Genomic DNA, 24194 nt, shown 5'->3' with positions numbered 1-24194 from the left:
GCAGCTGAGCGTTGCTACCGGGCTATGTTTGAAATCAACCTCAAATGCAGGCTAGCCCTTGACTTGGTTGAGCAAAGACTCGTAGTCTTGTTTGGTGATAGTTGGTGGCGCTAGTAGCTGTTGGCTCAATACACGTTTTCGCGTCATCAATTCATCAAGCTTCAAGTCAAAACTGCTGTCTGGGTCATTCGGATTGATCGCCATTGGGTAGTAAATATGAACATCTTTGGTTTGTCCGATTCGGTATGCTCGATCCGAACATTGATCTTCAACCGCAGGGTTCCACCACCTAGAGAGATGAATCACATGATTCGCTGCTGTTAATGTGATGCCTACTCCGCCCGCCTTAGGAGAAAGAATCATTACATCAAATCCGTCCCGGCTTTGAAAATCATCAACACGATCTTGCCTAGTTGATGTGTTGACTTCACCATTGATAACGAGTGGTAGCTTAGATAGCTTGTATCGTTGTTGAAGAATCAGAGGAAGTTGATCGCCTGACTGCAATTCCAGTGATTCTAGAAAAACCAAAGCCTTTTCGTTTAACTCAAAGCACTTGTCCAATACATCCAAGGCAACTAGAAATCGCGCTGATTTCTCTGGAGAGAGGTCTTGAGAAGTCCCATGGTATAGGTCTGGGTGCAGAGAGACAGCACGCAAGGCCTGAATCGTTCCCAAAGTTCCCTGAGGGCCTTTGATTTGCTTAAGTGCAATAGCGTGGCTGTAGGCTTGTGCCTGTTCAGCAGGCATCTCTTTTCGAATGACATGTTCGTGTTTGGCAGGCAAACCTTTGAGCTTTTCATTTTTTAGCCTACGAAGCATTAGTAGAGGAGGCTTGTTTTGTATCTCTGATTCTTCCTGCCAGATTCTTTCTCTCAGTCCTTTGATCGCCTCGGTCGAGTCCACACCTTCGTACTTGGCACTAAATTCTTTGATTGATCCAAGCGAAGAGGGTTGAACGACATCTGAAATGCACCAGAGATCGGCCAAACGATTCTCAACGGGAGTGCCAGTCATCGCCAAAACGAAATCAGTATTCAATCCTTTGGCCGCATGGGTCATTCGGGCAGAGGGCGTTTTGATCTTCTGAGCTTCGTCGAAGACTGCGCAGGAAAATTTGATAGCTCCAAACGTCAATTGGTAATCCGAGATTGCTTCGTAATTTGCAAGCACCCAATCGGCAGTACTAAGCTGAGCCGAGTCCAAACCAGCATTGCCTTGCTTGTGCGAGCCTTTTTTCAAAAATTTGATGTGATCACCGTAAGCTCGGACTACATCACCTAGCCCTGGTGCTGCAAGGTGCAACGCATGTTCTGCTTCCCAGTTGCGCAATAGGCCAACTGGTGCGACGATCAAAATAGGTCGTTTTTCAATGAGCCCCGCATGCATTTGCTCCTTCACCCATGCCAAGAAAGCTAATGCTTGGAATGTTTTGCCCAACCCCATATCGTCAGCCAGTAAGGCGCCTACAGATCCTGCTGTCCAATGCGACTGCAACCAGGTGAGGCCATCAACTTGATGCAGCTTAGGCTGGGTCTTCAAAGAGTCAGGAAGGCCAATAGTGCCAGGGCGACTGGAAACTGATGTGTGAACAAAATCTGAGTCTTGAAAGTTTGTTTGGATGATCAGAACATTTTTCGAGATTTTGGATTTTTCGCCTTTTAGGGAAGCATCTTTTCTTGTCGTTATTGCATCCTTCAACTCCGTCAAAGAAGAGACAGTCTCAGCGGTTGCAGGTACATTCTGACCGTTGACCAATGCAGTTTTTTCACTTTTTTCGATTGCAGCTTGCACCTGATGAATGGCAGCCTCGAGGTCTGTCTCGGTAAGTGCAATTTCAGCGCCGCCAATACGAAAACCAAATGTGTCAGCTGGAAGCCATTGCTGACTTTCAACTTTTATCCAAGGGACGATTGGGGCAACCCATTCAGCGACATCAAGTACACGCTCTGAATAGGTTTCTGTTTCGATGAAAACAGGAGGGAGCGATTGAGAATCGTTGTCTTCCCCCATCATTTCAGCGATAACCGCTTCTGGATGAAGCACAGCTCGCTTGCGCTCTTCGGGCGATGCTTTTCGCAGCACTTTGACTGCCGCAAGCGCCTTCTGTAGGCGCTCGTCCACAACCACGTATGTGCCATTTGAGAGAGGAAACGAACTTGCTCCTGAAGACAAATTGTCTAGGCGTGAAATTAAGGTCGCCTCTTCAGACTCAAGAAGTGCGCGAACCTTTCCCATCGTTCCATCATCGCTATTGAATTGTGATGTGAGCAACACAGGATCAATTTGCAAATCTCCATGTGCATCCGTTGTAAATGAAAAAGTCAATGAATCAGCGCTGGTGACTCGGAAAATACGTAGAAAAGAGTCGGTGACATTCCCGACGGCACTTTCACCTAGCGCAGCTCTAATCTGTGCCCAGATTCTGAATTGCTCCTGCGGGTCAGTTCTTCCCGCTTCATTAAACTCTTCGACTAACTCAAGCACCGAGAAGTATGGTTCCTGAAGTCTAAAAGTGTGAGTGCCTAGAGAAATCTTTAAGCCATCAATAGCAGGGGCTTGACTCAAAGGCACTGATGTTGAAGGTTTTAACCAGCGCACTGAAAGCGTTGTTCCCGTTTGACCAAGGCCACTTGATAGGCGCAGGTCGCAACCAAATGGGCAATTTCGCGGCAACCCAGCGCTGACAGCGAGTGCCTCAGGCCAGGCGGCAACCAGTTTTACAGGAAGTTGAATTACTGTTTCAGAGGAATCGATTTGCGCAAATTCACAGTCAGCAAGTAGCCTTGCGGCCAATGCAAGCTTGTCACCATTTGCTGAGCCTGCCCACAAGTCCAAAGACTGTGGCAATTGAAATTTAATGAAATTATTCGTAATTGTTATGTTCATCTAGTTACCTCTGCCTGAGTCATGCGTATCCCAATATTCTTTTGAATAAAGAGACGAGCTCGATCTTGCCAGCCGCCGCTTTGTGAGCTGAAATGCACCAGACCGGGGTCTTGCGTTATCCCATTGTTGAAGTCCAAGGACTGAAATCGAAGTGACTCCGATTCGTAGTATGTCTTGTACATTGCAGGTGAAACAGGCGAGTCCATTCGCTGCGCACGAAGTCGACCGTTATGGCTCCATTCGCAAAAAATGATTTGGCCCATTCGAATGAGAAGAATGCTTTGAGATGACTCCGAGCCAAGTAGGTTCGCGTATTTGAGCTGTTTGGTTTCGTCAAGTCGTTTTAGAACTGCTGCAGCATCTGGGCCAAGCGCCACCCATGCTTCGTCAATGTGTCCAGCTTTGAAATAAGCTGTCCAAAATTTCTGACGGTACTGCCAAATGCTATCTGCAGTTTCTTGCAGTATGCGAAAGAATGCTTCAAGGGTCCTGCCGTTGATCCATCCAATCAGAACTCTGATTGCCTCTGAACTAACGCCATGCCAAAGATTCTTGCCAATACGTGGATCACCATAGTGTTTCAGCAAAAAGGTGATGAGTCTGCTTTGGATTGCATCATTAGGTTGCTTGAATCGCCATGGCAAGAGTAAAGCATCTGCCAATTTTGTGCGAGAAGCAGAGTAACGCAGGTCGCCTCGATCGGTAGTGCTCCACTCGAAAATTGTGTTTATAAAGTCAACACTGCGTCGAAAATCTTCATCAGATTGCAGGAAGGAATTGAAGGCGGCTTCTGCGAATGGACTGGTTCCAAAGCTCGGCCACAACTCGTGAACTTGTATCCACTCGCGTAGTGTTCGTCTTGAAGTCGCTATTGCTTCAGCAGTCTTTCTTGGCCCTTCATTAACATCAAAGAGATTTAGGCTTCTTGCTAGTCCGACTATGCTGGAGGCGTTGTTAACTTTTGGCGAATTGAAGAAATCTTTGGTGTGTTTTGAAATCGTTTTGAACAGCGCATCATTTGGGTTGTACTGTTCAATGTAGATAAACACCAAAGGCCGTCCCCATTTAAAAGGGCGGCGTGTTTCGTCCAGCGCCTTGGGTAATTCTCGATTCAGGTAGTGATCGATTGCTGCGGGGATGTTGAGCAATCCTCCTGCATCTTTAATCCAGATGGCATAAGGAACGTGACGCCAGTCGCGTTTTCTAATGCTGTCGAAATCATTCGGATTGCTTAAAAATGCTTCGAGTGTTTTTTGCCCTAAAGATCGCATGTCAGGCGGCGGTCCAACAGCCTCGGTGAGAAGGCCAAGAACCGCCTTTGAAATCATAGGTAGTTCGGTTGGAAAGCCGGTGAAGCTCATTTGGTGCCCATCGTTTTCTGAAACTTATCTTGAAAGCTTCCGGTGTCTGGTGCAGACTTATTCGGTTGTGGCTTGAATGCAAGAACAAAGCGCAGCTCGACGCGTCTATTTTTGGCATCGTCTTTCGGTTGATCTTTGTTGGGCCGTTTGTCTGCATAAGAACTTATGCCAACAACATCAAGTGAACGCTCATTTTTAAAGTTTTGCATTGGACCTACTGTGAGCACATCGTAGACCGCATGAGCGCGATCAAGCCCAAGATGCCAGTTGGTATAAATACCTCGTTGCAGAGGTGTCGAGTCTGTGTGTCCTTCGATGAAGATGGTCTCAATCTCAACTTCGTTCGGGTTAGATGGGCAATTGCTTCTGTTCTTGCGTTCGGAGTAAATGTAGCAAGGCAATATCCCATTCAATGCCACTTTCGCTCGATCTAGGACTGCTACCCCGTCTGTGTTTAGCTCAGCAAGGCCTTTGGGGAAAAGCGTGTCGGCAGGTAGTGTGATGACCCCCGATGCAGGATCAATCACTACAGGGACCCCAGACTGCTGGATTTTTTTGCCGATGGCTCTGACAGCTGATTCAAGTGGGTCATTGTTTTTACTTCCGTTTTCAGCCTCCTCAACTCGCTGAGAAAGAATGACCACCATGATGATAAAAACAAATAGAAGACCAACCATGAGGTCGCTTGCAGAAGCCAGATAGCCAGCTTCTTCAACTTCTTCTTGATCAGTTTTTGCCGAGGAGGGAATAAAAAGCATACGCAGCTATCTCACTTTTTGGGTAGAGCTTCGACTAAATCGTCCATCGTATCGGTAAGGTCCATAACTGCTGATCCAATTTTTGAGATGGCCTCGCCAATTTTTTCATCCAAAATTAGATGTAGCGCTTTTACTTTCTCAGTATATTGATCGACTCCCGAGCTCAATGACACGACGGTTTGGTCAATTGACCCCGTTGTTTTCTCAAGTTCAGTTCTTATCGCGGTAAGGGCATTGGCAGCAGTATTCGAGCTAGTACTGATCTCCAATACTGCATCTGACAGCGCTTTAGACATCTTAGGAATGGCGTCTCGGAACTCAATAGCTATTGCTTTTTGAGACTCAACTGTGTCATCGAGTGAGTCTGAAATGTTGTTCAATGTTCCGATGTTCTGTTGAATCTTCTCGATAAACGCATCTACGCCGACCAGAATCCCATCAACTGCCCTCAGGTTCGTGAAGAGCTTATCTGATACAACTTCGAACCTGTCGGAGCCTTCTGACACAACGGTGCCTGCACGCTGAAGGCTGGTGTCCAGTTGTTCAACGGTCTCCTTGGTTTTAGTAATTGCGCTTTCCAGGTTGCCAGCTGCAGAACCGAAGGATGCGCCCGCATTGCCCAAGTCGGTACCGATTTTTGTTCCGGCTGATTCAAGATTTATTGCAAGCTGCGCTAGTACATTCTTGAATTCCTGCATCTCTGCTGAAGACGTACCTCTAAACTCTTCGATGAACTGAGCGATCATTTTTTGAAGCGCATCTTCGTTCATATTGCCAATACGATTTGTCAACTCTTTAATGGCATCAACAAGTTCGGTTCCTAGAGTCTTGAAGGACGGTTGCAGCTCATTCCCAATTGCCTTAGCGATTGCAACTGCAATGTCGGTTTCAAATCGCTTTAATTGGCCAACCTGCTCTCGACTTTCGGCAAGCATTTCTTTGAAAATTGAATGCTGACGTTTTACGATGGCCTGAGCTGCTGTATCGGGTGCGATTTTCCTTAATGCAGTATGCAGTTCGAACATCCTGCTTTGTAGCTCGTCAATTTTTATCTTTGCTCTCCAGTTCCATGAAAGTGAGCAAAGAAGACCAATGATTGAGGTGATGAATTTGCCACCTGCGTTTGCGATGAGGGACTTCATCGCTGCATCTCTCGCTGCGTTGTCATCCATTGCCCTACCCGCATCAGTTAGAGCTAATGAGAGAAATATGAATGTGAACATTAGTCCTGCGCCGATCAAAATGTTCGGCATCGTCTCAAATAGAGATAAATTCATCCGTCCCGTCAGGACACCCCGCGCAGTCCAGATGTCGGCGTAGTTTCTTAAGCTGTAAAACTCTTGACCGATATCTCCTTCAATTTCAACTAGGTTGTCTCTGGTTTCCAGTAGCAAACTTTTAAGCTGATGGTCTTTTGTTGTGTTGATCGTTGATACAAGTGCCTCCAGTCCGCTCATGTCGGATTGTCCAATCGACTTGATCAGTTCACGCATGATGGCTTCTGTTTCTGTGATCTTTGACGACCACCTGAAATAGAGCATTGCTGCCGATATCAAAATTGAAACCGAGATTCCAATTGGTAAAACAAAATCGCTTGAAATGCTCAAGAAATTCGCAACTTCATTTGTTATGGTCATTTGCTTGCCTAGATTTTTCGGATACTTTGTTTGTTTCGGAAATTCGCATCACTGCATTGATTGCTAATTCTTCGAGTACTTGTTGATTGCACCTGAAAGGTGGTCTTTGATTAGCTTTACTAGTGATGACGGAGAGATGACAGATACATCTGATCCGTATTTCAAAATGTCGCCTACCAATTCGCGCTCGTCAGAATATGGAATTTCAAGTGTGTATGTGCCATCCTTGTTAATGCTTCCAATCTGGTCCGGATGCCACTCCTCATGCTGAACCCAACGAGCTCGTTCAACATTGAAAGTAATTTTGGCCCAGTCCTTAACGCGACCTCCGAATATTCCATACCCACTCTGCATGCTTTCGCGAACCATTTCAGGATCGAACTCCTTGGCTTCAAGATCAAGCAGTTCACAGTCTGTAAGAGCATCGACGGAAAAACTTCGCAGCCCGTGACGTAAGTGGCACCATGCATCCACATACCAGTTGTCTCGGTAATGAACCAGTTGCTGCGGAGAGATCACGCGCTGTACTGACTCGCCACTTTGACGGTTGAAGTGAGTGACTTTTAGCTGGAGTCTCTCCAATGTAGCTTTCGCGACGATTTCAAAGGACTTGAGTTGGAGACGACGTTTACCAGCATGGACTAATTTGACGCGTTGAGCCAGGGTTTGCGAGCTCAATCCTTGGCTGTTCAGCATCTCATCCAGCCGTTTTTGCAATGGTTTGAGTTTCGGCCCCAAGATGCCTGGTTCGAGCTGTCCGATCATGTTTTGAATGGTCAGTAGGGCAAGGATTTCTTCCTGACTAAACCACAGACCAGGCAGTTCTTCGCGTGAGTCCGCGACCTCCAGCTTGTAACCACCCAGATCCCGATCGAAGACAATCGGGATATTCAGACGGTCTCGTAACTTGGCCAAGTCACGCTTAAACGTAGCCAATGAGATTTCAAGCTTCGATAGGATTTCATGGCGTGGCACAGCCCGTCTCCCTGTCAAAAGGGTTCTGTAGCTGTAGAGCCGGTCAATTTCACTCATATGCGTCCAATTTTGACAATTATTGGCCAGTTTCAGCCAAGTTAGTAAATGCGAGAGCCAAGCGCTCCTTCCGTCCCAATTTCCTTGGTTCAAACCACACACCATAGTCAGAAAGTATGAAATTTGTCTCGGAAGCGGTCCTGACGACCTCCGCCTGTTTGGTTCGGGGGCTGTAATGGGCGAAGCCGATTTCTGACGAAATCGCCCCAATGTTGGAGAAAAACACCGCTGCAACATACGTGAGGGCGAAGATCATGCTTCCTCCCAATCGCCCACGGGGGTCATTTCGATCTTGTCTTTGGGGCAAAGTGGAGGGCCATAAGCCAGAAACTTGCGGTACATGGGTACTTGAAACCCGCACTCTGGGCATTTGGCGCGTGCCCTGGCGCGTGAAACCGCCTTGTGGTGAGTTACCTGCAACTTCCCATGGTGGTAGACGCCAAGCTGCTTAGCAAGTTGGGTGAGCTTTTCCTTGAGCTCAGGTCCGGCATCAGCGCTGCGCATTGGCCCTTTCATGCCTAGGCTAAATGCAATCTTCTTGAATTCTTTGCCGTGCTTGTGTTTGCAATCGTCCACGGCATGGACAAGCTCATGCACAAGCGTGTCGAGGACCTCGACGGGCTCATGCAACGCAGGGGAAATGAAAATTTGATTCTGGTCATTGGTGCTGCATTGTCTAGACCAGCACTGCCCGATGTGATGACTGCGAGTGCCAGTACTGGCGAAACCGCAGGAGACCATGACATCTGCCGGGATGAGATGGTGTTTTGCCAGAAAGACTGGACGGAGTAAGTCAACGGCTGCAAGCAGCCAAGTTTCGCGTGTGGTGTGCTTGTTCATACGGGCTCAAAACAAAATTTAATCAGGCTCACAGTTTGGTGAGCTCGGGGCTAATTGCGTGAGCCTCTGGAGGAGGGTTTTTATACAGTAAGTGGCTCAAAAAGTTATTTGGCAGGCTCATGCATTGAGCCTCGGTTCTGAAACACTGAGTGCATTAAATACAACGCGACCGAGGCAAAGATGACCGCGCAAATTGCAGAAAAGATGATCTACAAAGGCGAGGAGCTTTCCTTGTGCGATGAGCCGCTCCACTACTACATGGAAACGATAGGCAAAGACTTAAAGCTTCAAGCGCCCTCAACAGCCCTCTGGCGAGGTTATGTAGGAACCTGGACGATTGAGGATGGGCGTTTGTATCTGGTAAAGCTCAAAGGTTTCAAGGAAACAGCCTCAGGTACGAAGGAAATCGAGCTTGGGGAAATCTTTCCTGACTATCCGGATGGCGTGCTTGCACATTGGTATACAGGAGAGTTGCGCTGCCCAATGGGGGGGCTACTCGAATACATACACGGGGGATACGAGAGTCGTTACGAAATGGACTTGTTCTTGAAAATTGACAAAGGGGTCTTGCTATCCGAACGGATAGTGACAAACGGACATGCAGAGCCAAATGCGCCGCAAGGCTACCGGATTGGGGCGATGACAACATTTGGTCGAAAGTGAGCAAATGTTCATATTGATCACCACCATTCTCATGGTCGAACTAATCGGAGCGAAGAAATGAACTATGACCTGTGGTTTTGGTTGGCATGCTACTTCGTTAATGGCGTAGTTTTAGTTCTTGTTGGCCGGGTGCTTGTGAAACTTTTCTACAAGGACAAGCGCAGTGATTTTGTGAAAAGCGTCTTAGTTGCGCTTGAAGAGGACAAAACGCCGCAACAAAAACGACGGGAATTTTTTAAGAGCATTGCCACAGGATCTTTGGTATTCGCTGTGTGGCCGGTTGCTTTTGCCGTTCTGGTCAACGAATTGAGAGGGCAGCCAAATTCCACAACCGCCAATCACGATGAGCCTAAGTTCAAGTGTGCAGAGAAAGACTTGGTTGAGATAGTCAATCCACACGAAGTGGAGACGGCGGGCAAAGTTGTTGACCCTAAAAAACGAGTTTCAGAGTTGCCATTTGGTCACCTCAATAAGGGCTGGAAAGTCTTGCGAAGTCAAATGAGGATTGGGGATGTCATGTGGAGCTTTCAAACTGCAGGCTATCAGGCTCGCCCTGCGGTAGGCCACAGAGGCCCGCAATATGCAGGCCCGCGAGATGTAATTTCTGGCTACGCATTAGTGCGAAATCGAAAAGTAGTTGGCGAATTTTTGACTCAGTGGAATTGAAATGCTGAAAGTTTTGACATTCTTAGTTGCTTGCGGGTTCGCTTCAAATTCGATGGCTGAATTCGTAGCCCCGGTTTCAACTGAAAAATCTCTCGTAGAGATTCATGTGAACAAGGACTGGACGGTACGACAACGGATGGAGGTCGTGAACAAGGTCGAGACAGAACAAGGCATCGCCTTGCTTGGAGAGCAGAAGATCACCTACAACAGCGCACATGAACGTGTGCGAGTGATCAAAGCTTATACGCTTCATCCCGACGGAACTAAAGATGTGGTGACACCGGATCGCATTCGTACTCAAGATGACCAAGACGATGCTGCAAATGGCGTCTATAGCGAGTCCAAGGTGAAGGTCATCATTTTCCCCAACGTTAGGGTCGGGAGCAAAACCTACTATCTCGTTGAGTCTTTCGAGCACACCCCAAATTTTCCCAACAACTTCACGTGGTCCGAGTACTTCTCTCCCCACAGGAAATATGAGGACGTCGAGGTCAGGTTTTCACATGCATCGACCCTAGACATCAACGTTAGTGGCCGGGGTATGACTGGTGGTCGAGTAGGGGATACAGCGAGTGGCAAAAGTGGCGTGACACGCTATGCATTTCGATATTCCCAGCCAACCGCAGACCCGACTGAATCGAACATGGTCAGCTATGTGGATTACGCACCCCAGTTCTCTGCCAGTAGCTTCAAAAGCTACGCGGATGTAGCAAAGGCATATCAAGACCGTGCCCGACCAAAGTCCGCAACGACACCTGAGTTAGTTGCTCATGCACGCAAAGTCATCGGAGACGCAACCACTGAGAATGAAAAGGTAAAACGACTCTACCTGTGGGTATCGAGAAATATTCGATATCTTGGAGTATTCGCTGGATCCGGTGGCTATGTTCCACATCCAGCGCAAAACATCTTCCGTGCTAGGTATGGTGACTGCAAAGACCATGCAACGTTGCTTGAAGCTCTTCTGCGTGCTGTTGGCATTGAAAGCTCGCAGGTCTTAATCAATTCAGACAAAGCTTACAAGTTGCCAGAGCTGCCTAGCGCTGCGGTTTTTGACCACGTCATCACGTATGTTCCGTCGCTCAACTTGTTCTTGGATTCAACCTCCCGGTTCACGCCAATGGGCCTGCTACCAGAAGGAGATGTTGGCAAACCTGGGCTGATTACCGCAACAGGCCAAGTGATCACAACACCGCTTGATGATGTGGAAAAAGATAAGACCATCACATCGACAAAGATGACGCTTCATCCAGATGGCCGAGTCACGGGCGCTTCACGAGTTGAGCAATTCGGATATTTTGAACTTGTGTCTAGAGCTAGGATTTACAGAAATTTGAACAAACTTCAGGACGAGGTGGTTGGAAATATGTTGGCCAGATTCAACGAGTCTGGGACAGGACGAATTCAGCATCCTGACCCCTTAGATTTGAATGCTGACTGGGTAGTAAATTCAGATTACGCATTAGACCCTGTCGCAAACCTTCCGGGCGTTGTCGCTTTGTCTATGCCAGTCGGTCTGGCGCAGGGACGATTCCAAACGCTTGCTAGCGTTAAAGCTCAAGACAAAAGCAAGTTCCCTCACATTTGCGGATCCTCTTCTCACAAAGAGATCATTGAATTAAATTTTCCAGAGGAGTCCCGTATTACTCGTGCTCCGGTTGATGTCAGATTCAAATCTAAAACGCTTAGTTATCTCGTTAGCTATCAAATCACAGGCAAAACTATCCATGTGACACGAACATTTGAAGCTAACAGGGGGCGATCTGTTTGTGGGAGAGAAGATGATTTGGAATGGGATCAATTCACCAAAGTCTTGCAGAGAGATCTGCGCCAGCAATATTTCCTGGAGTGAAAACCAATGAAGATTGAAGTTGTCATTGGCAATATCGTCAAACAGACGGACGTAGAAGCCATCGTAAATTCAGCAAATGCGAACCTTCGCCTAGGGCCTGGTGTTGCTGGCGCAATTCACATGGCGGCAGGTAAAAAGCTAGAAGAGTACTGCCAGCCATTTGCCCCCTTAGAGCTCGGGGCTGCGCTAATCACTCCAGGCTTTGACTTGCCCAATAAATGGGTGATTCATGTTCGCTCTGCTCACTACATCAACAACACTGAGCCAGAGCGCTACATGGCGTTTGCCATTTTTTCCATGCTGAATGTGGCAAGAGAAAACAAGATCAAAACCTTGGCAATGCCAGCCATCGGAACAGGCATGTTTAAGTTCCCGGCGGTATTGGCTGCACGAATAACTGCCAAATGCTTGCAAGAGTTTGCCAAAGGTGAACACGACATTGAGCTAATTCGAATTTGCGTAGTGAACGAGGAGATACGTAAATTATTTGAATCTGCTCTCGAGCTCGAAAGGACGTCATGCTGATCGAGTCATATGTTGTAAATTTTTCAGAGGTAAAGCGATGTCTCTCAAGCCTGCAACTTGATGACTTTATCGTTGTGAGCGAAAACATTTTTGGATTGACTGAAGCTCCCCTGCCTCAGGTGGATGATCTTTTGTCTGACAACACGCCGGTAAATCACCCAGAGGCACTACTGTTGGTCAATAAAGACTATGCGAGAACTCTCATCTTCAACGGAGAATCCTTCGATTTTCTAAAAAAGACTCACGACATAAAAAATCTACACGGTGTGAACTTGCATTTGACTTTCGCAAACCATGACCTGATCAAAGATCTGCAGGAGTTAGCAGTCAAGAGGGTGATAGACGGTGTCTTCGTCAAATGCATATCGCATCAGTCATTGCTGGCTATCCAACAAGTACAAAAGCAAAAGTACCAGGATAACCAGACTACTCTATCAAAGGCAATCTCAATCTATACAAAAGTAGTTGATTGACAAGTGATTAATCGTTGCTAGAATTTGAGCAACATTTGGAGATGGGTCGACGCCCACGCCAACCTGCCTACTCGGGCAAGGTGGTTAGCGAAAGCTGATGTGGCTTCTGAGGAAGCAACCAAACGGGTAATTGCGTCGACCCTCCTACAACGGAGGGTTTTTTGTTTTCTGCATCTAATATTCATCCCGATCTCATCCAGGCCTACACGGAGACCGAGTTCCGTGTTCTGGAGGGGAAGCCTTTCACGCTTCAGGTTGGCAAAGTTTGTAGCGACTTGCTTGTCGCGCATAAGAGCCAGCGGGTAGAGTGCAGCGCCTTTCTGACGGCGTGCAATCCTTTCAGCCAAGAACTGACTGATGAAGCCAATACAGAAAGACAAAAGGCACTGGCTAAAGAGCTTGCATCCCGTAGCCTAGTGTTCGTTGATGGCGTTGGAAAACATCCTTCGAATCAATGGCCCGGTGAACCAAGTTACTTGATTTATGGTTTAACGCTTGAGGCTGCAAAAACCTTGGGTGCTCGTCTTGACCAAAACGCAATCATCTGGACTGGATCTGATGGAACACCACAACTAATTTTTCTGAGGTAAACGTGTTGATGTAATTTTTACCAGGCTCATGTATTGAGCCTCACACGTGTGATGATCAATGTGCGGATCGAAAGTTCGCGTCGCCGATTTAAGGACAACTTGCAGGGCGACTCACAAATACTGCTAAAGCGTCGTCTGCGCCCCGACCCGCACGCAGCGAACGCCTAGGTTCGCAATCCAGCGGGTAGGAGAAAAATCATGGGGCAATTCACCCTTCGTATCGATGAGCAAGTTTTTGACCTCCAGACCGTGCCAGGTTCAGCTCGGATCAGGGTCCGGGGCGCAGATGGACATGAATTCCTTTTTGATCCAGATTGGGATCGCTATCTGAATGCTGAAGGCGAGTTCGATTTAGATCCTGGTGCGTTGGGGTTGGATCGTGAACTACTGACCGCGAAGCTAAATGAGGTGGACCGTCAGAGACGCTTTGAAATCCAGAAGATCAATGATGAACCGTTCGAGCCGAGTACGCGGGCGACGTTGTTCGATAACGGCGACTTCCAGTACATCGTTGCTCTGGACAAGGTTCGGTCTCTGGCGGGCGGTTACTTCCTGGCTATTACGAGTCAGTGGAAGTCATCAGCAAACCCGGAGGATGAGCAGTTCAGATTCAGGGCCTGTATCGATCGAACTGGCCTTGAACAATTGCAAGCACTGATCCAGCGGGAGTTGGCAAATTGAGTGCCAATGTTGGATGGGCCTGGTGGCACCACAGCAAGCTGTATGTCAATCAGTTCAATGAACCGATTCCCAAGTGGGTCAAAGACATCCAGATTTACAACAGGCTACGACTGATCAAACTGGTCACGCGCCTCAACTGGCGTCTTCCAGAGGACGTACTGCCAGATCCATCGACAGACGAGGGCGTTGGGCCAGTCCAGAACAGCAAATGAAGAGGATTTGAACCTTGAAAAGGGTTGGGGGGATTTGATCCAGATTGCGGCCCCCTTCATCTGATAAAGCCGCTAAACAGGAGAAAACCATGGGAAACCACACAGACGGTCTCGATCTCAAGTACAGGCCTACCACTTACTTTTGGGCGCAAGAGCGAGGAATTGCCTTGCTTTCTGACATAAAGGGCGCAGAGCGGCGGCGTATCTACGCCAAAGCTCTGGAGGACGGAAAGGAAGACCTGCTACCTCAAGAGGTCACCGAAGAGGTGCTTAGCGAAGAGGATCGACAGGTGCTCGGGCGAGTTCATCCCGCATTTATGGGGGGAGAGTATTTGCCCACACGGGAGCGCCAGGAAGTCGAGATTGCGCGAATCACGATTGCTTCGACCACGCAGGATGTGACTTGTGTCTATGCCCGCCAGGTGGGACAACGCATTCATTACAGAGTGGTGGATGAATACGGTGGAGACACCCTCAGTGGGACAGGCCTTAGAACCAGCACAAAGCCATTGAAGTTGGATGAGTTGGTTGAGTTCTTTCTGAAAAGCTGGGACCTGATCAATTGCCTTGACTGCAATTTCGAGGGGGACGGATATCCCCGTGACCGGGTTCATTGGTTCATCGTCGATGCGTCAAGCAGTTTCTACTCTGAGTTCGGTGCGCTGATCAGAGCCAAAGTGGATGAGTGGCTCGATACCAAGGAGGAAAACGAAGATGAATGAAGACCAAATTTGGAAAGCCTTTGGGATCATGATGGATATGTATGAAAACAAGGTTTTTTCTGAAACAGATCGCCTGCAAGCGACCGAGGCTGGAATGCGGGATTTCCGAAGAATGCTCAAGGAGCGTCTCCTAGACCGAGAAAAGGGACTGCCCACGGTTGATGAGGTGGATGGATTGAAGATCCTTGCTTTAGATTTTCTTAACTACACCCCCGGGCGTCCACCATCACCTTATGGTGGCGGGCAGTTCTGAAGAAGAATGAAACACAATGACATGAAGGATCAATCATGATGACAGACAAGATCGCACAGGCACTAGCGTTAGCCGTGGAGGCCCATGATGGCCAGAAACGCAAGGGCACCAACATTCCCTACATCGCCCCCCCTATGGGCGTGGCCTCAATTGCATTGGACCATGGAGCTGATGAGGAACAGGCAATGGCCGCTTTGTTACACGATGCAGTTGAAGACGGAGGTGCAGAGTATGCCGAGCGAATCCGTACCAAATTCGGAGACCGCGTGGCGGACATCGTGGCTGGCTGCACAGATGGTGTGCCCGATGAGAGTGGAATAAAACCTCCATGGCAAGCCAGAAAGCAAGCCTACCTTGATCACCTCAAAACAGCCAGTTGTGACGTTCTGCTGGTCTCAAGTTCGGACAAGCTGCACAACGCACGAGCGATTGTGGAAGACCTGTTGAACATTGGGCACACGGTCTTTGACCGATTTTCCGTGAGCAAGGATCAAACGCTCTGGTATTACGAAAGCCTGGCGCAGATATTTGAATCACGCGGTACACCTGTTGCTCGCGCTTTGCGAAGCGCTGTTAATGAAATGAAAATTTTAGCCGTCTAGCTTGGAATTGAGATAAAAAAGCCCCAAATCGGGGCTTTAAGACTCCTAAGGCAACTGCATCCAATACCAAATTCGGAAACAGGGAGTGGAAGCAGGTTAGGGCTGGATGGGCTCACGGTGTGAGCCTGCACATGGCTCTAATGTTGAAAATCAATTGAAGTAAGGAGCAAATATGTCTTTCTGGCAAATCCTCGGAAAGTGGGCGTATTCCGACTCGGGCGAGTCAATTCAGAAGGTGTCTGACACGACGTCAATTTCATCCGAAGGGACGGTTTACAACCGGATGGGCAACATAACAGTGGGCAGCGATGGCTCCGTCTTCACTCAGATGGGCAGTTTCAGCTCGGACGGCAGTACCAGAATGGGCAGCACAGCTAGCGGGTTGGGGGCAGTATTCAATAAAGACGAAGAAGATCGCTTCTGAGGAGATATACCGTAATGCATAACATCCATATGGCCGAGTTCACTGAGGAATTTTCTCAGTGTTGGAATGCCGCTGGTTCGCACATCCAGCGTATGGCGAATGGTGAGCTCATGAGTTGGCTTAAGGCAACTCTTGCACCGCCTTTTTTGGAGCATCTTTCGTTCAGATTAGGGAATCAATTGTTTTTCATCCAAATCAAGGATGAAGATGGCCTACTTGAAGTGCCTGGAAGCACAGATGGGCTTATGACTATTGCGAAGGGGTGCAACGGTCATGCATGTCTGATGCCTATGAAGAAGCAAGGTGACCGATGGCAGGCCACAGCCCCAGGTTGGGGGCTCATTGATGCAGAAACACGTAGAGCTATGGATCCCATTTCATTTGTATCTGACGAGAAAGTTGAGATGACAGATTGGGAGCTTCAGGACTTCGCTGTGCAAGTAGTCCGAGATGATCTAAAAAAGGCTGGGCGTGAATTAATGTCGTGGAATGGAAACCCAGAAGTCCAGCCCTCAATTTGGTTCGCCGGGGATGACGGTCCAGAATGGGTCATTGTCCGAGCCTATCGATTCCCTGATGAAGATGATGGGATAACCGAGAATATCGAAGAGATCAAAATTCAACTTAGCAGAGTCTCGGCCCATGGAAATTATGCGGCTGTAGGCATTGCCGATATGTCAGAAATGTTCAGTATGGACAACGTTGACTCGGATGAAATTCCAGCAATCTACAGAGGTAATGGATTGAATGTCGCGTATGAAGGATTGAGGAGAATTTCTTGAGTCGATCTTCCCGTCCTCGTTATTTGACGAAGTCCAAATTCAAGCTGGCGCTAGAGTGTCCGACTAAGCTTTACTATGCAGACCAGCGAGGGCTGTACTTCGACAAAAACAGCGACAACGACTTCCTTCAATCCTTGGCAGACGGTGGCCATCAGATCGGTGAGCTGGCCAAGTACAAGTACCATGCTGACCCAATCGGGAAAGAGATCACGGTTGAAACGTTGGATTACGACGAGGCGATTCGCATAACGCAAGAGAAGCTAGAAGCCGAATCACGATCAGTTATCGCAGAAGCAGCCTTGCTTGTTCATCCATTTTTCATCAGAGTTGACATTCTGATTCGAGATGAACAGTCCAAGTCCATTGAGATCATTGAAGTTAAATCCAAGAGCGTATCGGATGAAACTGTTGCTGCTAAATTTAGAAATGCGTCGGGTAAATACGAGTCGAAATGGTTGCCGTACCTGTACGACGTAGCATTTCAAGCTGAAGTCGTCCGCTTGGCATTTCCGGGCTACAAGGTAATTCCCAAGCTGCTTTTGGTGGACTCCTCTGTCGCATGCGATGTTTCAGGGCTACACCAGATGTTCCCCATCATCACAGAGAAGGATCCAGAGAGCGGTAGAGCTCGTGCAAGAGTCAAAACTCCTGATGGCGTCACGCCTGCTTGTCTCGGAAGCCTTAAGTTTCTGCGAGAGGTCAATGTTTCAAATGTGGTGAGTGATTTGAGACAGAGACCAATTGATAACCCTGCACATGTTCCCCAATTTGCCAGGCAATCAATGCTCACATTTATGCAGTGGGCGGGGAAAATTCAAATCGAACGCCAACGTGTTTTTCACGGCCTGTCCAAAAATTGCAAGGCTTGCCAGTACAGGGCTTCAGAAGGAGACCCGCTGCAAAGTGGTGTTCATGAATGTTGGCAAATGGCGTTGAGCCAAGGGCTGATTCATGGAGCCCAGAAGGCGGATGACCGATCGAACCCCTTATCAATAGACATCTGGGGCGGAGGGTCAGGTAGCAAAAGTATGGCTGATTCCGTCCTCAAATGTGGTCGTGGCTTCTTGTCTGATATTCAAGAAGATGACATTCGACCCAAAAATCCATCCAGTGGAGTTGGTATGACTTCGCTTGAAAGGCGAATGGCTCAGGTTAATGCTGCATCAGGTGCAGGGCCAGAATCTGTCTTGAGTGAGTCTCGACTGGCTGAGATGGATGCGTGGAATTGGCCGTTGCACATGATTGACTTTGAAACGTCAGCACCTGCGTTGCCTTTCTTCAAAGGAATGCACCCGTATCAGACCTTGGCTTTCCAGTTCAGTCACCATGTGATGGAGCGAATGGAAAGTGGGGAGGTTCGAATCCGGCACGCGAGCCAATGGATATCTACAGCTTCGGGTCAATTTCCAAGCATTGAATTTGTCCGCCAACTCAGAAAAGCACTAATGCCCAACGGGCAGTTAAATGGGACAGTGTTTCGGTATCACAACCACGAGAACACGGTTTTGCGAAGCCTTCGGGGGGAGATCATGAAGTCTTCAAGGGCTGATGCTCCAGATGCAGAGAACCTGCTGGCATTCATTGATCTGATAACAAAATCAACCTCCGAAGAGGCAAGGCAATCTGGAGAATATGCTGGTCCGAAATCCATGATTGACCTGCACCGCTTAGTGCAAGAGGGCTACTTCTCCAGAAAATCAGGTGGAAGCATTTCCCTCAAATATGTGCTTCCCGCCATACTTCATGATGCCAAAGGGGTTGCACAGCTCTATGAACGACCTGGGCTGTACGGCTTAGGTCTTGACATCCATAGCCTGAATTTCAAGGACGCGGGCGGCCATGTTTGGCTTCAAAAGGCCAAAGGTGGTGATCCATACAAAACGCTACCAGGCATTTTTGGGAAAGAGAACCCAGATCTAAATGAGATGCTGATGCGTCTTGCGGGAGACGACGAGGAAGAGGGAGTGATCGCGCAAGGGGGCCTAGCGATGACCGCGTACAACTACACCCAATTCAGCTCAATTTCTCCTGAGGAGCGACTCAAAATTGAAGAGGCGCTACTTCGATACTGTGAACTCGACACATTGGCTATGGTCATGCTAGTTCAAGGTCTGATGGAATTGAGAGGTCAGCCAATGAAGATCGAAACATCTTCAATCTTAATGTTGAATTGATATTGATGCGGTACTTGAAAATAGCCGTCACCTTCATTTGTTTATGTGCATCTTTGCTGCACGCGGAAACAATTGTGGGTCAGGTGGTCGCTGTGAGTGACGGAGATACGATCAAGGTGCTCGATGACTCCAAGAAATTGTTTGTCATTCGGCTGATGGGCATTGATGCGCCAGAAAAAGCTCAACCGTTTGGTCAGCGAGCGAAGCAGTCACTCTCAGAGCTCGTATTTCAACGCCGCGTTGAAGTTCAGTGGAACAAGCGAGATCGGTATGACCGTGTGGTCGGCAAAGTGCTACTTAGTGACATTACCGATGCCTGTTTTGAGCAAATTGTTCGAGGGATGGCTTGGCATTACAAGCATTACGCCACTGAGCAGATGGTCAAAGATCGTCTCAAATATTCGCAAGCCGAGCAAGCTGCGCGATCAGCTCATGAAGGACTATGGGCAGAAGACCACCCAACTTCTCCATGGATGTGGAGACGAGTATCGGCAAATGGACATGGACGGACCAAAGATGGTGTGGCCAGATGAGAAAATCATCAAAGAACAACGTCTCCACAATGCAGACGATAGATCATGACAATATGTACGACTTCCCTAGCGAGGAGTATTGCAAGTGGTCGTCCGATGGTGAGTGGGTCTATCTGAAGCGTGTATTTGAGAACGGTCAGATATTGTTCTCACGATTCGATATCAACGACCCTGGGCAAAACGAAATCCCAATTACGCGTCAAGCGTACACGGCGGTTCGCTGTGAACAATTTCAGAGGTGAGCCATGAACCATCCGAGCTCATCCGATGAGCCTCACGGTGGATAGAGTTTGCATGAGCTAAATCAGTAATGAAAACAGGGATGCACATGAACTCCGAAAAATTCTTTCAATACCTCCACCGCTTCAATACCCTTATTCCAGCGGGATGCATCCTCCTGATAATTTGCCTGGTTGGCTGGGCATTTATTTCAGATCAAGGAATCTCGCGAGGCAAACCAATCATTCCACCTGCAGGTGCAGCTGTACCTGCCGAAGACGTCCTCCGTGTCCATTTGGCGCATTTCGATGGGGGTGCGGACAATCTGGTACTTCTGGTGAATGCAAATGGGGAAAAGACTGGGTACGAGGGCCGTGACAATGAGACGCGAAATCTTCTCTTTGTATCAACCGATAAAGAGAAGGCTCAATGGCTCTTCCCGGATCAAAATCAAATCCTAAGCCGAATACTTCCATTGGACAGATCCAGTAACAACACCAGAGTCATCTACCTTGAGAGTAAGCTTAGGGCTCCAGCGGGCGGCACTTCAAATAATTCTAAAGTGACACTTAGTCTTGTGAGGACAGATGGCTCAAAGTTGACGACTCTTGTATCTGAGGCTGATGAAATCATGGAACACAGAGAGCGTGGAGATGATCTACAGGTCACCTATCAAAAGGATGATGCCATCAGATCAATGCGCATTTCATTGGGTGATTTCAAGATCAAATCTGATCGATTGGTTGTAAGTCTCAATGCTGTCAAAAGTAAAGCACTGTGATCCTCAAGAAAGCGCACATAGGCTCAGTATGGCCACAGCGCCATGAATTTCATGTCCTTACATACGCTGAGTAGGGCTTTGCACCGCTCAATGAACGTACGAAGAGCTTTTGCATCGAAAAAGAAAACCTCGTGTCATTTGCCGATGAGATCAATGCCCGCAACGAGCCTGGTTCATTACATCCCTTGGCTCCTGTGAGTGCTGTCCCCCGAGCATTACTTCGAGATCAAAAGGATGCCAACGCACTATGCCTGTGCATTGAGGAGTTTTACAAGATTAACATCTACTTGCGACGAGTACTGACCGCTTTCGCTGCGGCGTAGACCTTAAAAGCTATAGTGGACTTGGGTTCAAATCCAGAAATGGTAAATGCATCAGATTGGTGCAATTTAGCTGTTAAGTTCTTGCCGCGCATTTCCTCTCATTTACTTTTAATTGCTAAGTAGTCGAAATAGCGAGTTCGTAATTGGTCAACCATTCACCACCATCCGTAAAGACGAAAGCCGCTAGATAGCAATATTTAGCGGCTTTTTTCATCATGAGGTGCAATCATTGTTGCTCGATGATTGACATATACATATTCTGAATCAGGTATTAAAATTAAACTTTAAGTTTTATTTCTAATGGCCTTATGACTGAAGTAATTAAACTATTTGTTGTTCTTGTAGCGTTTGTAGGCTTGGTTGGGCTTGGCTTACGTGGTTCATTATTTTTACGCCAATTTGACATTCCAATGCCAAAGAGCAGAAAAAGGAAATTTCCGAAGGTCTCCAAAAGCTAAAGCTTTTCTTCCGTTATCGCAGCTTCGGATCGCTGGGCATCTGATGTGATGCTTTGCACCATTTCACGACCAAGTTACATGTTACAAACAATACCCAGTGATAAAAGCCCTAAAACGATAGCTTGGATAGATTTGATGGATATGAGTGTAATTTCTGAAGCGATTCGATTGGCAACCGCACCTGTGTTTCTATTGACTGGAGTCGGGGGTATTCTCAACGTGTTGGGTAACCGACTTGGTCGAGTCATTGATCGAGCCAGAAAAGTACAGAATCTGATCGACGATTCCACGGACAGTCGAGGCGTTGTCTCAAGGCGCATTGAGCAATATCACCTTGAACTGGCGTCATTAGAGTATCGAAAATTAATCATCAACATCGCAACAGCCTTCTTGGTTTTTAGCGCTGTGCTGATTGCCTTGACTGTGATTGAGTTGTTTTTTTCAGTCAGTATTGAGCCCGGCAAGCTTCACTTGTCCAACTGGGTTGCGATCACCTTCATTGGCAGTTTTTTGGCGCTTGTCAGTTCATGTGTCTTGTACCTGGTTGAGATCTTGTATGCGTCACACACCATCAGTTTTAAACCGTTGTCACAAATTGATCGAGTCGACTGAACAGGGCTGATAGGTATCACTTGCATTCGTACCATTTTTTGGAATTGTTCACCACAGAGACAACCAACAGCATGGCGGGTACCTCGATCAATACGCCGACGACAGTTGCCAGTGCTGCCCCCGAGTGAAAACCAAACAAGCTGATTGCCGCAGCAACGGCAAGTTCAAAGAAATTGGACGCGCCAATCAATGCTGATGGGCAAGCGATGTTGTGCTTTTCTCCCACAGTGCGATTGAGCCAATATGCCAAGCCCGAGTTGAAGAAAACTTGGATCAAGATAGGAATCGCCAGCAAGCCAATGACCAAAGGTTGGCTCAAAATAGCTTCGCCTTGAAACGCGAAAAGTAAAACCAGCGTGGCGAGCAGTGCTGTGATAGACCATGGACTGATACGTTCCATGGCGGCGTCAAAAGCGGCCTGACCTTTTGTCAGCAATGATTGCCGCCAAGCCTGAGCCAATACCACCGGAATCAAGATGTAAAGCACAACGGATGTTAAGAGCGTGTCCCATGGCACCGCTATTGCAGAGATGCCTAGGAGTAGGCCCACCAGCGGTGCAAACGCGATGATCATGATGCTGTCGTTCAAAGCGACTTGTGACAGCGTGAACAAAGGGTCACCGGCTGTCAGCCTGCTCCAGACAAAAACCATCGCAGTGCAAGGTGCTGCAGCCAACAAGATCAGTCCAGCAACATAGCTGTCGAGTTGATCTGAGGGCAAATAAGGTGCAAACCAATGACGGATGAACAACCAAGCAAGCAAGGCCATTGAAAATGGTTTGACCATCCAATTGACAAACAAAGTCACTCCGATACCTTTGATATGTTGGCGCACCTCCCCCAATGCATGGAAGTCCACTTTGACCAACATCGGAATGATCATGATCCAAATTAACAAACCGACTGGCAGGTTGACATGTGCAATCTCCATGCGACCAATAATTTGAAATGTGCCAGGAAGCCATTGACCGACGGCAATGCCAATGACGATGCACAGGAGGACCCAAACGGTCAGGTAACGCTCGAATACGCTCATTGGAGCCGCGATGTTGGCGGTTATTTCGGGTTGCTTATTCATGGAATGCTTTATCCAATTGGGTCAAATCACGTGCTGTTTGTTCGATGGCAAGACGTGTCAGACTGGATGCTGGCAGGTTCACAAAAATTTCTAAGCGTTTGCGAATGAGATGCAGCGTTTGAACAAACGCTTCACGCTTCTTCTCGTCTTCACCCTCAACTGTGGAAGGATCTGCATACCCCCAGTGCGCTGTGGCAGGTTGCCCAGGCCAATAAGGGCATACTTCTCCCGCTGCGTTGTCGCAGACTGTGATGACCAAGTCCATATGAGGGGCGTCGGGCTTGGCGAACACATCCCAGCTTTTACTAGATAAACCTTCGATTGAAACACCAGCCATGCGCAAAGTGTCCAAGGCAATAGGGTTGGGTTTTTGGTTTTCGCGTGGACTGCTGCCGGCTGAATAAGCTTTGAACCGACCTCGTCCCAGGTGATTCAGCATCGCCTCAGCCAAGATACTCCGTGCGGAGTTGTGTGTGCATAGAAAGAGCACGTTGAATGGTTGGATATCGATGTTCATTTTTTTAGCACTTGCATTCAGTGGCAGCAGTTGTCAGACACGCTTGACCTTCACAACAGTTTTGCGTCAGGTACGAGAGCACTTGGTTCATTCGGTCAAATTGCGCACGGTAGATGAGATTGCGGCCTACACGCTCTTGTGTGACCAAGTCAGCATGTGCGAGTTCCTTCAGATGAAAAGAAAGAGTGTTCGCGGCGACATGCAATGACTCGCTCAGAGCGCTGGGTGTGAGTCCTGTCTCTCCTGCCACAACGAGTGCCCTGAAAATTTGCAAACGCGAAGGCTGAGCCAAGGCGCCCAATGCTTTGATCACCGCTTTTGATTCCATACTTCGATATTAATTGAAATATGTGAAAAAATTGTGACAAAGGTTCCCAATTGGCTGCTGCTGACTGTTGTGCGTGCTTGCAGTGTTGAATTGCATCCAAATCTGACCCGGGATTTGCATCGAATATTGACCCACCCGATTTGTGCTTTTTAGAGCTCCTGTTTTGATTTTCTCTGTTTTCCCTCCTTATTTCCCTGAGTCGAACTGTT

Annotated in this window: 25 protein-coding genes and 1 riboswitch; of the genes, 16 read left to right on the top strand and 9 right to left on the bottom strand. The window is 48.0% G+C overall.

The annotated features are described in order from the left end of the window. Positions 1-51 precede the first annotated feature (51 nt). The 6 genes from B9Z41_RS09945 to B9Z41_RS09920 all read right to left on the bottom strand — a co-directional run bounded on the left by B9Z41_RS09945 (position 52) and on the right by B9Z41_RS09920 (position 8517). Positions 52-2889 (bottom strand): DEAD/DEAH box helicase, encoded by a 2838-nt coding sequence (locus B9Z41_RS09945; protein WP_100146923.1) that lies wholly within the window; start codon positions 2887-2889, stop codon positions 52-54. After that, positions 2886-4250, bottom strand: coding sequence for an EH signature domain-containing protein (locus B9Z41_RS09940; protein WP_100146922.1), 1365 nt, complete (start codon positions 4248-4250; stop codon positions 2886-2888). The genes B9Z41_RS09945 and B9Z41_RS09940 overlap by 4 nt, the downstream gene beginning before the upstream one ends. Then, positions 4247-5008: an OmpA family protein gene (locus B9Z41_RS09935; RefSeq protein WP_100146921.1), complete on the bottom strand. Its 762-nt coding sequence runs from the start codon at positions 5006-5008 to the stop codon at positions 4247-4249. The genes B9Z41_RS09940 and B9Z41_RS09935 overlap by 4 nt, the downstream gene beginning before the upstream one ends. An 11-nt stretch (positions 5009-5019) precedes the next feature. Next, a complete protein-coding gene (locus B9Z41_RS09930) occupies positions 5020-6645 on the bottom strand; it encodes a hypothetical protein (protein ID WP_143474181.1) in 1626 nt (541 codons plus the stop codon). A 63-nt stretch (positions 6646-6708) separates the two neighbouring features. Further along, complete coding sequence (locus B9Z41_RS09925; protein WP_158236165.1) at positions 6709-7677, bottom strand: YafY family protein; 969 nt, start codon at positions 7675-7677, stop codon at positions 6709-6711. A gap of 252 nt (positions 7678-7929) precedes the next feature. Next, the gene (locus B9Z41_RS09920; RefSeq protein WP_100146918.1) at positions 7930-8517 is read right to left on the bottom strand and encodes a SprT-like domain-containing protein; all 588 of its coding nucleotides are present in this window, start codon (positions 8515-8517) and stop codon (positions 7930-7932) included. Between the two features lie 180 nt (positions 8518-8697). Here B9Z41_RS09920 and B9Z41_RS09915 point away from each other — a divergent pair, with 180 nt between their 5' ends. From B9Z41_RS09915 to B9Z41_RS09835, 16 genes are all read left to right on the top strand, one after another. After that, positions 8698-9180: a hypothetical protein gene (locus B9Z41_RS09915; protein WP_100146917.1), complete on the top strand. Its 483-nt coding sequence runs from the start codon at positions 8698-8700 to the stop codon at positions 9178-9180. 57 nt (positions 9181-9237) lie between these two features. Then, positions 9238-9846, top strand: coding sequence for a hypothetical protein (locus tag B9Z41_RS09910; RefSeq protein ID WP_100146916.1), 609 nt, complete (start codon positions 9238-9240; stop codon positions 9844-9846). A gap of 1 nt (position 9847) precedes the next feature. Continuing rightward, positions 9848-11698, top strand: coding sequence for a DUF3857 and transglutaminase domain-containing protein (locus B9Z41_RS09905; protein ID WP_100146915.1), 1851 nt, complete (start codon positions 9848-9850; stop codon positions 11696-11698). Positions 11699-11704: 6 nt separating this feature from the next. Continuing rightward, positions 11705-12223 carry a macro domain-containing protein gene (locus B9Z41_RS09900; RefSeq protein ID WP_100146914.1) on the top strand — a complete coding sequence of 173 codons (519 nt, stop codon included), beginning with the start codon at positions 11705-11707 and terminating at the stop codon, positions 12221-12223. Further along, positions 12217-12696, top strand: a complete 480-nt coding sequence (locus tag B9Z41_RS09895; RefSeq protein WP_100146913.1) for a hypothetical protein — start codon at positions 12217-12219, stop codon at positions 12694-12696. The genes B9Z41_RS09900 and B9Z41_RS09895 overlap by 7 nt, the downstream gene beginning before the upstream one ends. Positions 12697-12722: 26 nt before the next feature. After that, positions 12723-12828: riboswitch (SAM-I-IV-variant riboswitch) on the top strand. Positions 12829-12857: 29 nt separating this feature from the next. After that, positions 12858-13286, top strand: a complete 429-nt coding sequence (locus B9Z41_RS09890; RefSeq protein ID WP_100146912.1) for a DUF3293 domain-containing protein — start codon at positions 12858-12860, stop codon at positions 13284-13286. A 198-nt stretch (positions 13287-13484) separates the two neighbouring features. Further along, positions 13485-13967, top strand: coding sequence for a hypothetical protein (locus B9Z41_RS09885; RefSeq protein WP_100146911.1), 483 nt, complete (start codon positions 13485-13487; stop codon positions 13965-13967). A gap of 301 nt (positions 13968-14268) precedes the next feature. Then, the gene (locus B9Z41_RS09880; RefSeq protein ID WP_100146910.1) at positions 14269-14901 is read left to right on the top strand and encodes a hypothetical protein; all 633 of its coding nucleotides are present in this window, start codon (positions 14269-14271) and stop codon (positions 14899-14901) included. Next, positions 14894-15154 (top strand): hypothetical protein, encoded by a 261-nt coding sequence (locus B9Z41_RS09875; protein WP_100146909.1) that lies wholly within the window; start codon positions 14894-14896, stop codon positions 15152-15154. The genes B9Z41_RS09880 and B9Z41_RS09875 overlap by 8 nt, the downstream gene beginning before the upstream one ends. A 35-nt stretch (positions 15155-15189) precedes the next feature. Then, on the top strand, positions 15190-15756 hold the full coding sequence (locus B9Z41_RS09870) for an HD domain-containing protein (RefSeq protein WP_100146908.1): 567 nt from the start codon (positions 15190-15192) through the stop codon (positions 15754-15756). Positions 15757-15928: 172 nt separating this feature from the next. Beyond that, positions 15929-16180, top strand: coding sequence for a hypothetical protein (locus B9Z41_RS09865; RefSeq protein WP_100146907.1), 252 nt, complete (start codon positions 15929-15931; stop codon positions 16178-16180). 14 nt (positions 16181-16194) lie between these two features. Then, a complete protein-coding gene (locus B9Z41_RS17145) occupies positions 16195-16962 on the top strand; it encodes a hypothetical protein (protein WP_199172973.1) in 768 nt (255 codons plus the stop codon). Next, positions 16959-19136: a DUF2779 domain-containing protein gene (locus tag B9Z41_RS09855; protein WP_143474180.1), complete on the top strand. Its 2178-nt coding sequence runs from the start codon at positions 16959-16961 to the stop codon at positions 19134-19136. The genes B9Z41_RS17145 and B9Z41_RS09855 overlap by 4 nt, the downstream gene beginning before the upstream one ends. A 14-nt stretch (positions 19137-19150) precedes the next feature. Beyond that, positions 19151-19669, top strand: coding sequence for a thermonuclease family protein (locus tag B9Z41_RS09850; protein ID WP_233202627.1), 519 nt, complete (start codon positions 19151-19153; stop codon positions 19667-19669). A 328-nt stretch (positions 19670-19997) separates the two neighbouring features. After that, positions 19998-20669, top strand: a complete 672-nt coding sequence (locus B9Z41_RS09840; protein ID WP_143474179.1) for a hypothetical protein — start codon at positions 19998-20000, stop codon at positions 20667-20669. Between the two features lie 916 nt (positions 20670-21585). Further along, positions 21586-22062 (top strand): DUF2721 domain-containing protein, encoded by a 477-nt coding sequence (locus B9Z41_RS09835; RefSeq protein ID WP_158236164.1) that lies wholly within the window; start codon positions 21586-21588, stop codon positions 22060-22062. Positions 22063-22078: 16 nt separating this feature from the next. Here the strand turns inward: B9Z41_RS09835 and arsB are convergent, their stop codons facing one another. From arsB to B9Z41_RS09820, 3 genes are read right to left on the bottom strand one after another with little or no spacing between them, the layout of a single operon-like run. Continuing rightward, a complete protein-coding gene (gene arsB, locus B9Z41_RS09830; RefSeq protein WP_100146902.1) occupies positions 22079-23140 on the bottom strand; it encodes an ACR3 family arsenite efflux transporter in 1062 nt (353 codons plus the stop codon). Next, positions 23133-23657 (bottom strand): arsenate reductase ArsC, encoded by a 525-nt coding sequence (locus tag B9Z41_RS09825; protein ID WP_100146901.1) that lies wholly within the window; start codon positions 23655-23657, stop codon positions 23133-23135. The genes arsB and B9Z41_RS09825 overlap by 8 nt, the downstream gene beginning before the upstream one ends. A gap of 4 nt (positions 23658-23661) precedes the next feature. Beyond that, positions 23662-23985, bottom strand: coding sequence for a helix-turn-helix transcriptional regulator (locus B9Z41_RS09820; protein WP_100146900.1), 324 nt, complete (start codon positions 23983-23985; stop codon positions 23662-23664). Positions 23986-24194 lie beyond the last annotated feature (209 nt).

Origin of the sequence: Limnohabitans sp. JirII-31, assembly GCF_002778315.1 — a bacterium.
Taxonomy (GTDB): Bacteria; Pseudomonadota; Gammaproteobacteria; order Burkholderiales; family Burkholderiaceae_C; genus Limnohabitans.
The sequence above is the reverse complement of the archived record's forward strand: the minus strand, read 5'-3'. Positions and strand labels throughout refer to the sequence as shown.